The organism is Pseudonocardia sp. (genome assembly GCF_025965585.1).
GTDB lineage: Bacteria > Actinomycetota > Actinomycetes > Mycobacteriales > Pseudonocardiaceae > Pseudonocardia.
This window is the reverse complement of sequence record NZ_JAOPWR010000145.1, coordinates 1-12,832: the sequence shown is the minus strand read 5'-3', so window position 1 is coordinate 12,832 and position 12,832 is coordinate 1. Positions and strand designations below refer to the sequence as shown.

Sequence of the window (12,832 nt, the reverse complement as noted above, 5' to 3'; positions counted from 1 at the left end):
GGCCCTCGATGCGCCGCACCTTCCACTGCGTCAGCAGACGGTCGGCCACCACGTCGGCGCCGCCCGACGGGTCGACCACCACGACGTCGGCGCCCGCCGCCAGCAGCTGCTCGACCGTACGCAGCGCAGCGCCGTCCACCCCGCACACCACGACGTGCCCGGTCCGTCCGCTGTCCACGCGGGCAGTCTCACCAGCTCGTGTCACGGCCCGGTGACGGAGCCGTGACGGACGCCCAATCTGGGTTGGTACCGTCGTGCGCAGCGCGACGCCGGTCTGTCCGGCGAACGGATCCCGGCCGGGTGGGGCCGTCATGGGCGAACCCGGGGGCGCAGCCGACCGGCAGGCCCGGCCCGAGCACTCAGCCCAGGGACCGCGCGCGGCAGGCCAGCTGCAGCATCAGGACCGTGTCCGGGTCCTGCGGGTCCACGTCGAGCAGATCGAAGATGCGCCGCACCCGGTAGGCGATCGCGTTGCGGTGCAGGTGGAGCTCTACGGCCGCCCGGCTCGTCGAGCCCTGGTTGTCGAGGTAGCTGCGAAGCGTCTGCAGGGCGGTTTCCCTCTTCTGCGGACCGAGATCGTCCAGCGGTCGCAGCAGCGAGTCGACGGCCTCGCGCGCGGTGTCGGAGGCGAACCACTCGATGAGCGTCCGCTTGAGCCCCACCTCGTCGAAGCTGGTCGCCGCGTTGAGCCGACGGCCGGCGTGCCCGGCGGCGAGGGCGGCCCGCGCCTCGGCCATCGTCGTCCGCAGCCCGGTCGCTCCGACGTGCGTGCTCCCCACGCCGCAGACGAGCAGGATCTCCGGCACCCGCGACACGATGCGCCGGATGATCTGCCGCGCGGCATGGCCGGCGTCGCGGCCGGTGGCGGTCCCGGGGTCGTGGCGCTCCATGCGGATCAGGAGCAGGCCGGAGCCGATGCGCGCCCGGTGCCAGACGCCCCCGGCGGCGCGCGCCGCCTCCAGACCGAGCGTCGCGACCCGGTCGGCGACCCGGAGCGAGGCCAGCTCGTCCTCGGCCGCGAGCGCCGGGAGGTTCTCGACGTCCAGCAGGATCGCGGTATGCCAGCCGTCGACGGTCAGGCCGGCCGCCCGCATCCGCTCCAGCAACCGGTCGCCGTGGTCCGGCCGGGCGAGCAGGAACTCGCCGATCAGCTCGCCGCGTGACCGGATCGGAGCGTCCTCGGCCTGCTGGGCGGCCGCGCGGGCCCGCGCCACCGCTGCGGCGGCCAGGTGCACGACGACCTCCGCGGCCACCTCGGCGTGACCGTCGCCCCGCGGCGTGCAGACCGCCCCCTCGACCTCGTCGCGGACCACGACCGGCGCGGCCGCGTCACCGGCCCCGGGCTCCCGCAGCTCGACGGGCGCGCCGAGCGCCTCCGACGCGGCGCGGAGGAGCGTCTCCGGCGCGGCGGTGGCCGCACCGGCACCCTCGAGGGCGTGCAGTGCGGCCCGGATGCGCCCGAGCGCGACGTCGGGACCGCCCGCGAGCTCGCGGTGCAGGGTCAGCAGCAGCGTCGAGAGGTCGCAGTCCCCGTGCGTGCGCAGGACGGCCACCGAGACGCGACCGGCCAGGGCGGCCGCCGTCGGGGCGATGCCGTCGCGGCCATCGGTGAGGACCACGGCGCTCACGCGGCGCGACCCCGCCGTCCGAAGTGCGACGTCGAGGCGGTAGCTCGCGGCGTCCACCGACGCCGCGTGGGTCAGGACCGCGACGGTCGCCTCGTCCAGCTCCTCGATCCGGGCGAGGTCCTCGACGAGGGCGATCCGGCGCACCGGGGCGTCGGAGCCGGGTCCGGCGATCGACCGCACCAACGGACGGACCGCCGGCGCATCGAGGAGCGCCTGCAACGAATTCACAGTGCTGGAGTATCAAGGCCTTATGCAGTCTGCACAAGAACTTTCAGGTTGAGTGGCAGTACGCCAAAGACCGATGCGGGTACGACGCCACATACTTGGGTCGAGGAGCGGAGCCAGGATGACCGAGGACCACGATCGGGCCGATCGGACAAAGATCGGCGACGACGACCTGCCGGCGCTGGCTCGCGGGTGCGCGGTACTGGGTGGCGGTGGGGGCGGCGATCCCCTGGCCGGCGTGCTGATGGCCGGCGAGGCGATCCGCCGGCACGGCGCCGTCGATCTCGTCGATCTCGCCGATCTCCCCGCGGACGGCCTCGTCATGCCCTGCGGGCTCGTCGGCGCACCGACCATCGCGATCGAGAAGCTCGAGAACGGTGGCGAGGGCGGGCAGCTCGTCGAGGAGGTGCAGGCCCTGACCGGCCGGCCCGTCGTCGCGATCATGCCGTTCGAGATCGGCGGCTCGAACGGGTTGATCCCGCTCACCTGGTCGGCGCGGCTGCGGCTCCCGTACGTGGACGCCGACGGCATGGGCCGGGCCTTTCCGACCATGCCGCAGATGACGATGAACCTCGCCGGGGTGCCGTCGAGCCCGTGCGTGATGACCGACGAGCGGCTGAACACCCTGGTGATCCGTACCGGCGGCGTCGGGTGGACCGAGCGCCTGCTCCGGTCCTCGACGGCGGCCTTCGGCGGCGCCGCCGTCGCCGCGCTGTACCTGATGGACGTCGAGACGGCTCGCCGCGCGACGGTGCCGGGATCGGTCTCCCGGGCCCTCGCCCTCGGCACGGCCATGGCGCGCCCGGCCGGGGACTCCCTCGACCCGGTGGACGTGGTGGTCGGCGAGCTGGACGCGGTGGAGCTCATCCGCGGGAAGGTCATCGACGTCGAACGGGAGACGGCGGGCGGTTTCGTCCGCGGGTCGGTGATCGTCGAGGACGCGGCCGCGAGTCGGCTGCTCCGCCTGGAGATCCAGAACGAGAACCTCGCCGCGCTGGAGGACGGCGCGGTCCGGGCCTGCGTGCCGGACATCATCACGGTGCTCGACACCCGGTCCGGCGAGGCGATCGTCACCGAGAAGCTGCGCTACGGGCAGCGCGTCGCCGTCATCGCGTTCGGGTGCCCCGACGTGTGGCGTACCCCGGAAGGGCTGGCCGTCGCCGGTCCCGCAGCATTCGGCTACCGCTTCCCCTACTCCCCCGTCGACCCGGGCCATGACCGTGCGCGCTGACCTGCGACTGGGCATCGACGTCGGCGGCACCAACACCGACGCCGTCGTCGTGGACCGCCACGACGTGCTGCTGGCCAAGGCCAAGGCCCCGACCACCCCCGACGTCACCACCGGCATCGCCGCGAGCATCGACGCGGTGCTCGCCCGGCTCGGCGACGGCCGGGACCGCATCACGCACGCCATGCTCGGTACCACCCACGCCACCAACGCGCTGCTGGCGCGCACCGGACTGCACCGGGTCGCGGTCCTGCGGATCGGCGGCCCGGCCACCCGTGCGGTGCCGCCGCTGGCGACCTTGCCGCCGGACCTGCGGGCCGCGGTGGCGGCCGGCACGGCGGTGGTCGACGGGGGCATCGAGTTCGACGGCACCGAAGTGGCGCCGTTCGACTCCGACGCGGCGGCCCGGTTCTTCGCCTCGGTCCAGGGCCGCGCGGAGGCGGTGGCGATCACCAGCGTGTTCTCGGCGGTCTCCGATCGCCACGAGCTGGCGGCCGAGGCCGTCGCCCGGGCCATCCTCGGGGACATGCACGTGTCGTTGAGCCACGAGGTGGGCAGCATCGGCCTCATCGAGCGGGAGAACGCGACGGTCCTCAACGCCGCGCTGGTCGGTGTCGCTGAGACGGTCGCCCGCTCCTTCGGCGAGGCGCTCGCCCGGCAGGGCCTGCGGCCGGCGGAGTACTTCGCGCAGAACGACGGCACCCTCATGGAGCTCGAGTACGCGCTGCGCTACCCGGTGCTGACCATCGGGTGCGGGCCCGCCAACAGCATGCGCGGTGCGGCGCACATCAGCGGGGTTCGCGACGCCCTGGTGGCCGACGTCGGCGGCACGTCCACCGAGGTCGGCGTGCTGATCAACGGTTTCCCCGGCGAGTCGGGCGACCCGGCCGGGATCGGCGGCGTCCGGACGAACTTCCGGATGCCCGGACTGGTCACGCTGCCGCTGGGCGGCGGGACCGTCGTGGCGGGCCGGGAGCGTCCGGTCCGTGTCGGGCCGCAGAGCGTGGGCTACCGGCTCACGGAGTCGGCGTTGGTGTTCGGCGGTGCCACGGCGACGCTCACCGACGCGGCGGTGGCCGGCGGACGGGTCGAGGTCGGCCACCGCCGACCCCCGGCCCGGCACCGCGCCGCGCTCGCCGAGGCACTCGCGCGCTCCGACGCGCTGCTCGCCGAGGCCGTCGACCAGGCGAAAATCGTGCGCGGGAAGCAGCCACTGATCGTGGTGGGCGGGGCCGGCTTCCTCGTGCCCGACCTGATCCCCGGAGTCAGCGAGGTGCTCCGCCCGCCCGACCACGAGGTCGCCAACGCGATCGGCGCCGCGATCGGGCAGGTCAGCGGGCAGGTCGAGCGGATCGCCCGGTTCGGGGTCGGCGGCCGCCCCACCGCCGTCGCGGAGGCGGCCGAGAGTGCCCGCCAGCAGGCCGTGCGGGCGGGTGCGGACCCGGAACGCACCGAGATCGTCGACATCGAAGAGGTCCCGCTGGCCTACCTGACCGACCCCGCGGTGCGGATCAGGGCCAAGGCGGCCGGACCGCTGCGGTTCGGCTGAGACACCGCTTCATCTCCACCACGTGCGACAAGGAGGACGACAACGCCATGACGACAACGAGCCCACCCCGGCGGACCGCCCCGGGGGCCATGACCCGCTCCGAGGTGCGCCGACCGGCGTCGCTGGCCGACGCGGTACGGGAACTGAGCGAGCTCGGCGGCGACGGCGGGGCGCTCGCCGGCGGCACCTGGATCATGCGGGCCCCGCTGCAGGACGCCCCGGTCGCCCGCGTCTACGTGGCCCTCGACGGGCTCGTGGAGCTGCAGGGCATCCGGACCGCCGACGGCACGGTCGAGATCGGTGCCGCCGTCACCCACGACGAGCTCGCCGCGTTCGACGGCCCCCCGGCGCTGGCCGGGATCGTCGACGCGGCCCGCCGCTCGGCGTTCCCCGCGGTACGCAGCGTCGCGACCGTGGGCGGCAACATCGCCGCCGTCGGTTTCCCGGAGGCCGACCTCGTGCCGGCGCTGCTGGCTGCCGACGCCGCCGTCGTGGTGACCGCGCCGGACGGCGAGCGGACCGAGGAGCTCGCCGCGTACCTGGCCTCCCGGGGCACGCGGCAGGCCGGCGAGCTGATCGTGCGCGTCGTCGTCCCCGCCCCGGCGGACCGGCGCTCCGCGTTCGAGCGGCTCACCGTCCGTGGCGGTGGGGAGTACGCGATCGCCTCGGTCGCGCTGTCGGTCGACCTCGACGGTGCCGCCGTCTCCGCGGCCCGGGTCGCCGTCGGGGGTGTCGAGGAGGTCGCCCGCCTCTCCCCCGCGGCCGCCGCGGCGCTGGTCGGCGCCCCGCTGGACGACGACGTCGCCGAGCGGGCCGGACGGGCCGCCGCCGCGGAGTGCACCGCGCGCGAGGGCCTCGACGCCCCCGGCTGGTACCGCCTCGCCGTCCTGCCCGCACTGACCCGAACCGCCGCCGGCGCCCTCACCCCCTCCGATCAGCAGAAGTGAGCAACTGATGCCCCACTCGTTCACGGTGAACGGACGGCCCGTCGAGGTCGACGCACCGGACATGACGCCCCTGTTGTCGGTGCTGCGCGATCGGCTCGGGCTCACCGGCGCCAAGCCGGGCTGCGCCGAGGGCCGCTGCGGCGCTTGCACCGTGCTCGTCGACGACCGGCCGGTCGTGTCGTGCCTGACGCCGGTCGCACTCACCGAGGGTCGCGCCGTCCGCACGGTCGAGGGTCTCGCGGCCCCGGACGGGCCGTTGAGCCCGCTGCAGGACGCGCTGCTCGAGCACGGCGGCGTGCAGTGCGGCGCCTGCACGCCGGGCATCCTCATGGCGCTGACCGCCCTGTTCGAGCGGGACGCCGGCCCGGACGAGGGCGCGGTCAAGGAGTCGCTGGCCGGCAACATCTGCCGCTGCACCGGCTACCACAAGATCGTCGAGGCGGCGCTGGCCGTGGCCGGGAACGGGGGCCGGTCGTGACGCGCGTCGTCGGGACCAACGCCCGCCGTGCCGACGGCGACGACAAGGTGCGCGGCGCCGCGGTCTACGGGATGGACCACGGCCACACCGGCACGCTGCAGGCCAGGCTTCTGCGCGCGCCGGTGCCGGCGGGCCGGATCCGGCGCCTCGACACCACGCGGGCCGCCGCGCTGCCCGGGGTGCACGCGATCATCACCGCCGCGGACGTCCCGGACACGACGTCGGGCTGGATCCTCAAGGACCAGCCGATGTTCGCCCGCGAGGAGATCCGCTACATCGGCGAGCCGCTCGCCGCGGTGGCGGCCGACTCGCTCGAGCAGGCTGAGGCCGCGGTGGCCGCGATCGAGCTGGAGATCGACCCGCTCGAGCCGCTGACCGACATGGACGCCGCCCTCGCCGACGGCGCGCGGCTGATCCACCCGGCGTGGGAGTCGTACCCGATGGCAGCGCCCGGCCCTCGCGGAGGCAACGTCGCGTGGGAGTCCACGCTGGACCGCGGCGACGTGGACGCGGCGTTCGCGGCGGCGCACCTGGTCGTGGAGGACGAGTACACCACCCAGCGCCAGCACCAGTCCCCGATCGAGCCGCACGCCGCCGTGGGCCGCTTCGAGGGCGGGCGCTACGTCGTGCACAGCCCCGCGCAGTTCCCGTTCCTGGTCCGCGACCGGCTCGCCGAGTGGCTCGGCATCGCGCCGTCCAAGGTCCGCGTCGTCGTCACCACGATCGGCGGCGGCTTCGGCGGCAAGATCGACGCGATGCTCGAGCCGTTCGTCTGCGTGCTCGCGCGCAGGACCGGCCGGGCGGTGCGGCTGGTCAACACCCGGTCCGAGGAGCTGCAGACCGCCGGGCCGCGGGAGAATGCGCGCATCCGCATCCGCACCGCGGTGGGCGCGAACGGAGAGATCCTCGGCCAGGAGGCCGACACCCTCTCCGACAACGGCGCGTACAGCGGCGAGATCGTCGCCTGCGCGGCGGTGCCGGGACTCGTGTTCGGCGGGACCTACCGGGTCGCCGCCGCCCGCTACCGCACCCGGGTGATCTACACGAACACGGCGCCGACGGCGGCGTTCCGCGGCGTCAACGGCCCGTACGCGATGTTCGCCCTGGAGCAGCACCTCGACCACATCGCGGCGGAGCTCGGCATGGACCGCCGCGAGCTGCGGCTGCGCAACGTGGTCAAGGCCGGCGAGGCCATCGCCAACGGTCAGGTCCTCGCCGACGCGGTATTCGACGAGGGCTTCGCCAGGGTCGAGGAGATCGCCCCGTGGGCGACGGAGACCGCCCCGGCCGACGGCCGGAAGGTGCTGCGCGGCAAGGGCATCGGCGCGGTCACCTGGCTGACCAACCCCGGGCCGGGCGGCGCCACCGTCAAGATCAACGAGGACGGGACCGCGGGAGTGATCTGCGCGGGCGCGGAGATCGGCACCGGCGCGGTGGCCGCCGGGCTGCGCCAGATCGTGGCCGAGGAGCTCGGGTTGACCCCGGACGACGTGATCATTCTCGCCGCGGACACCGACGCCGGCACCTACGACGGCGGCGCCCAGGGCAGCCGGACGCTGTTCTCGCTCGGCAACGCGGCCGTGCAGGCCAGCGCGCAGGTCCGCGAGCAGCTCCTCGAGGTGGCCGCGAACCTGCTGGAGGCGTCGGTGGCCGACCTCGAGCTCGCCGACGGGCACGTCCAGGTGGCGGGCTCCCCGGGCGCGAGGGTCGCACTGGCGGCGGTGGCCCAGCACGCGCTCTACACCGCGGGGCCGATCTCGGCGACCGGTCGACACATCACCCCGCCCGTGCAGTTCGACTCCGGCTGCCTCGCCGGCGCCCTGTTCACCGGTTTCGCGACGCCGACCTACCACGTGCACTCCGCGGAGGTGGAGGTCGACCCGGACACCGGCAAGGTGACGATCCTGCGCTACGTCGTCGCCCAGGACGTGGGCCGCGCGATCAACCCGCAGCAGGTGGAGGGCCAGATCCACGGCGGGGTGCTGCAGGGCGTCGGATACGCGCTCTACGAGGACCTGCGCGTGGTCGACGGCGCGACCGTGGACCACAGCCTGGAGAGCTACCGGCTGCCGACGGTGTTCGAGGCACCACCGATCGACATCGTACTGCTGGACAACCCCTGGCCGGACGGCCCCTACGGGGCCAAGGGCGCCGGCGAGCCGTCGGTCATCCCGGTCGCCGCTGTGATCGCCAGCGCGGTCTCCGACGCGATCGGCAAGCCCATCCGCAACCTCCCCATCACCCCCTTTGACGTCCTGGCGGCTTTGCGTGAGGACGGCCCGACGGAAGGAAGCACCCGATGACCAGCACCGGAACCGACGGATCCCCCGTCGGCCTGCTCGTCTCCAGCCAGCTGCCGCCCGAGCAGATCCCCGAGATCTCGGCCCTGGCCGAGAGGGAGGGCTTCGGCGAGCTGTGGATCCCCGAGGACTACTTCTTCTACGGGGGCATCTCCGGCGCGATGGCGGCGCTGAACGCGACCAGCGAGATCAAGGTCGGCGTGGGCGTCGTGTCGGCGATGGCGCGCCATCCCGCGGCATTGGCCATGGAGCTCGCCACGATCGACCGCATGTACCCCGGGCGGGTCTGGCCCGGTATCGGGCTCGGCGTCCCGCACTGGGTGGAGCAGATGGGCGTCATGCCCAGGTCGCCCTACACCGCGATGCGCGAGACGGTCACCAACGTGCGCCGGCTGCTGAACGGCGAGGAGGTCACCTACGAGGGCAAGGTCCACTCGTTCGACAAGATCCAGCTGGTGCATCCGGCCACGACGAAGCTGCCGATCTACATGGGCGTCATCGGGCCCCGGATGCTCAACCTGTCGGGCGAGATCGCCGACGCCACCCTGGTGTCGGTGCTCGCCGGGACGAAGTACCTGCGCTGGCTGCGTGAGCGGGTCGCGGAGGGACAGGCCAAGGCCGGTCGCGAGGGCGAGCACCACCGCGTGTCGAGCTACGCGCTCTACTCGGTCGACAGGGACGGCGCGAAGGCCAAGCAGGAGGCGCGGACCGCCGCCGCGTTCTACCTCGCGGCGGTGCCTAAGTCCGGCCTCACCGACATCTACGGCATCGGCGACGAGCTGTGGGACATGTACCAGCGGGGCGGCGACGACCCCGCCGCGCTGATCCTGCGCGAGATGCCCGACCAGTGGGTCGAGGACCTCGTCGTCGCCGGCGACCCGGACGAGTGCGCGGCGAAGATCCAGGCCCTGATCGACGCCGGTGCCGACGCGGTGGACCTGGCCCCGGTGGCCACCGACCGCGCCAAGGAGGTCGTGCAGCTCACCGCGCGCACGGTGCTGCCCCAGGTTCGCCACCGGACGGTGGGCTGATGCGGATCGGGATCGACGTCGGGGGCACCAACACCGACGCGGTGCTCATGGACGGCGACCGGGTACTGGCGGAGGTCAAGAGCCCCACCTCCGCCGACGTCACCACCGGCATCCTCGACGGGCTGCGCAGCCTGCTCACCCAGAGCAGGATCGCGGCGGAGGCCGTCGAGACCGTCATGATCGGCACCACGCACTTCACCAACGCCGTCGTGGAGGGCCGCCGGCTCCTCGAGGTCGCGAGCGTCCGGCTCGGGCTGCCGGCCACCAGGGCGCTGCCGCCCATGGTCGACTGGCCCGAGCGGCTCGGCGACGCCGTGGGCCGGCACGTCTACCTGTGCCACGGCGGACACGAGTTCGACGGCCGTGAGATCGCCCCGCTCGACGCCGACGAGCTCAAGCGGGTGGCCGACGAGATCGCGGCGAAGGGCCTGCGGGCCGTCGCGATCTCGTCGGTGTTCTCCCCGATCAACGACGATCTCGAGCGGCGGGCCGAGGAGATCATCCGGGAGACCGTGCCGGACGTGGCGATCAGCCGGTCGGCCGAGCTCGGCCGGATGGGACTGCTCGAGCGCGAGAACGCGACGATCATGAACGCGAGCCTCGCCGAGCTGGCCGGGCAGATCACCGAGGCGTTCCGCGCCGCGCTGCGGGAGTCGGGGATCGACGCCCCGATGTACATCAGCCAGAACGACGGCACGCTGATGACCGTGGACCAGGCCGAGCGCTACCCCGTCTCGACGTTCGCCTCCGGGCCGACGAACTCGATGCGCGGGGCCGCGCTGCTCTCCGGTCTGCAGGACTGCGCGGTGGTCGACATCGGCGGCACGACCTCCGACGTCGGCATGCTCGTCAACGGTTTCCCGCGGGAGGCCAAGTCGACGATCGAGGTCGGCGGCGTTCGGACGAACTTCCGCATGCCCGACGTGCTGCCGCTCGGCATCGGCGGGGGCAGCCACGTGCGCGTCGGCGCCGATCCGCTGGTCGGTCCCGAGAGCGTCGGCTACCGGCTGACCCACCTCGGCCGGGTGTTCGGCGGGGACACCCTGACCGCCACCGACATCGCGGTGGCCGGGGGCAGGGCCGAGGTCGGCGATGCCCGCCGGGTCGCCGACGTGGACCCGGACCTGGTCCGCCGCGCGCTGGCGAGCATCGAGGACCGGATCGGCGAGGCGGTGGACCGGATGAAGACCGCCTCGGACGCGATCCCCGTGGTGGTCGTCGGTGGTGGCAGCATCCTGCTCGGCGACACCCTGCCGGGCGCCGCCCGCCTGGTCAGGCCCGCTCACCACTCGGTCGCCAACGCGATCGGGGCCGCGATCGCCCAGGTCGGCGGCGAGGTGGACCAGATGTTCTCGGTCGGCCCGCAGCTCTCCCGCGACGCCGCACTCGAGCAGGCCCGGGAACTCGCCGCCGAACGCGCCGTCGCCGCGGGTGCGGTGCCCGACTCCGTCCGGATCGTCGACCAGGAGGAGCTGGCGCTCGCCTACGTGCCCGGCAACGCGATCCGGATCAAGGTGAAGGCCGTCGGAGATCTCCAGCTCGGAAGGAAGACCGTTGCGACTCGTTGACGAGCGGCAGCTCTCCGACATCGCCCTCGGGGCCGGCATCCTCGGCACCGGCGGCGGCGGGGACCCCTACATCGGAATGTTGCTGGCCCGCGAGGCGATCCGCGAGAACGGGCCGGTGGAGGTCGTGGACCTCGACGAGGTTCCGGACGACGCCTTCGTGATCCCCTCGGCGATGATGGGCGCCCCGACGGTGATGGTCGAGAAGCTCCCCAGCGGCGACGAGGTCGTGACCGCGTTCCGCAAGCTCGAACACCACCTGGGCCAACGGGCGACCCACACCATGCCGATCGAGATCGGTGGCATGAACTCGATGATCCCGTTCTGCCTGGCGGCACGGGAGCGGCTGCCGATGATCGACGCGGACCTGATGGGCCGCGCGTTCCCGGAACTGCAGATGTGCATGCCCACGCTGTTCGGTGGCAAGGCCGCGCCGATGGCGATCGCCGACGACAAGGGCAACGCCTCGATCATCGACGCGATCGACAACCGGTGGACCGAGCGGCTCGCCCGATCGCAGACCATCGACATGGGTTGCGCCGCGCTGATCGGGCTGTATCCGCTGGCCGCGGAACGGCTGCGCGAGTGCACCATCCCGAACACGCTGCGGACGGCCGAGGAGCTGGGCCGGCTGGTGCGGGAGACCCGGGAGGCGCACGGCGACCCCGCCGCGGTGGTTCCGAAGTACCTGGGCGGCGTCCAGCTGTTCCAGGGCAAGGTCGTCGACGTGCACCGCCGGACCGAGGGCGGCTTCGCCCGGGCCGAGGTCCGCATCGAAGGCCTGCACGACGACGCGGGCGCGACCCTGCGCCTGCAGACGCAGAACGAGCACCTCGTCGCCGAGCGCGACGGCGAGGTACTCGCCTCGGTCCCGGACCTGATCATGGTCCTGGACTCCGAGACCGGCCAGCCCATCACCACCGAGGACCTCCGCTACGGCTTCCGGGTCACGGTGGCCGCCGCACCGTGCGATCCGCGGTGGCGGACCCCGGCGGGACTCGAGATCGTCGGGCCGCGCTACTTCGGGTACGACTTCGACTTCGTCCCGATCGAGGAGCGGTTCCCCGTGCGGTGACCGCACCGCCGTGGTCCCGCCCGCCTCCCGGTGGGCGGGGACCACCGCAACGAGTTCGCGAGTGACCGGGCGCGTCTACCGCAACTCGGTCCTGCGCACCGGCGCACGCGTCGGGCTGCTGGAGGCGCTGCGGGCCATAGGCTGACCGCTCAGGTGGTGGTACGCCTCTTCGGCGTCCACTCGGTGAAGCCGGCCGCGCGCGCCTCGTCGGCGGTGCGGAACCAGACCTCGGCCCTGGTGCGCTTGTAGTACGGGCTGGTCGGCGGGTGGAACAGCATCGAGTCGGCGTTGCCCTTGATCGTGTACTCGGGGCCGGGCGCGGAGCCGTCCTCGAGCGCGGGCGCCCCGCTGGTGATGGTGGTGCCGGGGGTGAACAGCGCCTGCCCGGACGGGATCGGGGCCTGCCCCGGCGCGGCGGCCTCCGCCGGGGGTGCGCTCGGCTCCTCCGCGGCGTGGCGCGGCACCGGCGACGGACGCCGGGTGGGCGACGGCCGCACAGCCTGGGGGTGGGCCGGGTCCTGCGAGTCCGCCGGCGTCGGCGCGGCCGGGGCCGCGTTCGCCGCGGGCTTCGGAGCTGCCTGCGGGGAGGGCTGTGCCGGTGTGCCCGGCGCGGCGGCCGGCGCCGACGTGGCCTTCGGGCCGGAGGGAGCAGCCTTGCTCGCAGGAGTCGCGGGTGCCTTCGGGGCAGGCGGCGCGGTGGCCTCCGCGGCGGACGTGTTCGTGGGCGTCGCGGGAGCCGCCGGCGGCGCGGGTCGGGAGGTGGCCGGTGGCTGCGCGGTCGTCGCGGGCGGCGCGGGAGCGGCAGG

Annotated in this window: 12 protein-coding genes; 9 read left to right on the top strand and 3 right to left on the bottom strand. The window is 73.9% G+C overall.

What is annotated here, in order from left to right:
* Positions 1 to 313, bottom strand: a 313-nt coding sequence (locus JWR81_RS34300) for an NAD(P)-dependent oxidoreductase (RefSeq protein WP_367278761.1), incomplete at its 3' end; no start/stop codon positions are given.
* Between the two features lie 46 nt (positions 314 to 359).
* Positions 360 to 1,856 (bottom strand): CdaR family transcriptional regulator, encoded by a 1,497-nt coding sequence (locus tag JWR81_RS09205; protein WP_297649454.1) that lies wholly within the window; start codon positions 1,854 to 1,856, stop codon positions 360 to 362.
* 118 nt (positions 1,857 to 1,974) lie between these two features.
* Between JWR81_RS09205 and JWR81_RS09200 the strand changes: the two genes are divergently transcribed.
* Genes JWR81_RS09200 through JWR81_RS09165 form a run of 8 tightly spaced genes read left to right on the top strand, consistent with a single transcriptional unit; the run spans position 1,975 to position 12,026 of the window.
* Complete coding sequence (locus JWR81_RS09200) at positions 1,975 to 3,084, top strand: DUF917 domain-containing protein (protein ID WP_297649453.1); 1,110 nt, start codon at positions 1,975 to 1,977, stop codon at positions 3,082 to 3,084.
* Positions 3,068 to 4,630 (top strand): hydantoinase/oxoprolinase family protein, encoded by a 1,563-nt coding sequence (locus JWR81_RS09195; RefSeq protein ID WP_297649452.1) that lies wholly within the window; start codon positions 3,068 to 3,070, stop codon positions 4,628 to 4,630. Before JWR81_RS09200 ends, JWR81_RS09195 begins: the two co-directional genes overlap by 17 nt.
* A gap of 47 nt (positions 4,631 to 4,677) precedes the next feature.
* On the top strand, positions 4,678 to 5,577 hold the full coding sequence (locus JWR81_RS09190; RefSeq protein WP_297649451.1) for an FAD binding domain-containing protein: 900 nt from the start codon (positions 4,678 to 4,680) through the stop codon (positions 5,575 to 5,577).
* 7 nt (positions 5,578 to 5,584) lie between these two features.
* The gene (locus JWR81_RS09185) at positions 5,585 to 6,055 is read left to right on the top strand and encodes a (2Fe-2S)-binding protein (RefSeq protein WP_297649450.1); all 471 of its coding nucleotides are present in this window, start codon (positions 5,585 to 5,587) and stop codon (positions 6,053 to 6,055) included.
* Complete coding sequence (locus JWR81_RS09180; protein ID WP_297649449.1) at positions 6,052 to 8,358, top strand: xanthine dehydrogenase family protein molybdopterin-binding subunit; 2,307 nt, start codon at positions 6,052 to 6,054, stop codon at positions 8,356 to 8,358. The genes JWR81_RS09185 and JWR81_RS09180 overlap by 4 nt, the downstream gene beginning before the upstream one ends.
* Positions 8,355 to 9,386: an LLM class flavin-dependent oxidoreductase gene (locus JWR81_RS09175; protein WP_297649447.1), complete on the top strand. Its 1,032-nt coding sequence runs from the start codon at positions 8,355 to 8,357 to the stop codon at positions 9,384 to 9,386. Before JWR81_RS09180 ends, JWR81_RS09175 begins: the two co-directional genes overlap by 4 nt.
* A complete protein-coding gene (locus tag JWR81_RS09170; protein ID WP_297649445.1) occupies positions 9,386 to 10,954 on the top strand; it encodes a hydantoinase/oxoprolinase family protein in 1,569 nt (522 codons plus the stop codon). Before JWR81_RS09175 ends, JWR81_RS09170 begins: the two co-directional genes overlap by 1 nt.
* On the top strand, positions 10,941 to 12,026 hold the full coding sequence (locus JWR81_RS09165) for a DUF917 domain-containing protein (protein WP_297649443.1): 1,086 nt from the start codon (positions 10,941 to 10,943) through the stop codon (positions 12,024 to 12,026). The genes JWR81_RS09170 and JWR81_RS09165 overlap by 14 nt, the downstream gene beginning before the upstream one ends.
* Before the next feature lie 149 nt (positions 12,027 to 12,175).
* On the opposite strand, the gene JWR81_RS09160 is transcribed toward JWR81_RS09165, so the two are convergent.
* On the bottom strand, positions 12,176 to 12,490 hold the full coding sequence (locus JWR81_RS09160; RefSeq protein WP_297649441.1) for a hypothetical protein: 315 nt from the start codon (positions 12,488 to 12,490) through the stop codon (positions 12,176 to 12,178).
* A gap of 16 nt (positions 12,491 to 12,506) precedes the next feature.
* Between JWR81_RS09160 and JWR81_RS09155 the strand changes: the two genes are divergently transcribed.
* Positions 12,507 to 12,832: hypothetical protein (locus tag JWR81_RS09155; protein WP_297649439.1), on the top strand; the 326-nt coding region annotated here is incomplete at its 3' end.

What these genes read in the sequence shown, in the direction of transcription:
- JWR81_RS09195 (WP_297649452.1), top strand. Translation starts at nt 3,068, where the DNA reads ATGACCGTGCGCGCTGACCTGCGACTGGGCATCGACGTCGGCGGCACC.
- JWR81_RS09190 (WP_297649451.1), top strand. Translation starts at nt 4,678, where the DNA reads ATGACGACAACGAGCCCACCCCGGCGGACCGCCCCGGGGGCCATGACC.
- JWR81_RS09185 (WP_297649450.1), top strand. Translation starts at nt 5,585, where the DNA reads ATGCCCCACTCGTTCACGGTGAACGGACGGCCCGTCGAGGTCGACGCA.
- JWR81_RS09175 (WP_297649447.1), top strand. Translation starts at nt 8,355, where the DNA reads ATGACCAGCACCGGAACCGACGGATCCCCCGTCGGCCTGCTCGTCTCC.
- JWR81_RS09200 (WP_297649453.1), top strand. Translation starts at nt 1,975, where the DNA reads ATGACCGAGGACCACGATCGGGCCGATCGGACAAAGATCGGCGACGAC.
- JWR81_RS09170 (WP_297649445.1), top strand. Translation starts at nt 9,386, where the DNA reads ATGCGGATCGGGATCGACGTCGGGGGCACCAACACCGACGCGGTGCTC.